Below are 235 nucleotides of genomic sequence, written 5' to 3'. Positions count from 1 at the left end.
CGATGCGTCGAGCGAGGTCGGATCGACCGCGAACACGTAGCCGGCCGCTTCGGCCGCTTCCGTCACGCGGCGCGTGACGACGCCCGCGCCGGAGAAGATCGTCGGCACCTTGTGCGCGACGCCCGGCAGTTCGGTGAGCTCGACCGCGCCGAGCTGTTCGAGTTTCTCGGTGTTGATCACCGCGGAGAACGGCGTGAGCGGCACCGCGCCGCCCGTGTAGCCGGTGCCGCCGCCG

1 protein-coding gene is annotated in these 235 nt (G+C 71.9%); it reads right to left on the bottom strand.

Annotation, left to right across the window (positions count from 1 at the left end):
- Positions 1–235, bottom strand: a 235-nt coding sequence (locus tag SB772_RS45685; protein WP_410839235.1) for a hypothetical protein, incomplete at both ends; no start/stop codon positions are given.

Source organism: Paraburkholderia sp. SIMBA_030, from assembly GCF_046535245.1.
In the GTDB taxonomy this organism is placed as follows: Bacteria; Pseudomonadota; Gammaproteobacteria; order Burkholderiales; family Burkholderiaceae; genus Paraburkholderia.
Note: the sequence above shows the minus strand (reverse complement) of the source record. Positions and strands in the feature narration are given on the sequence as shown.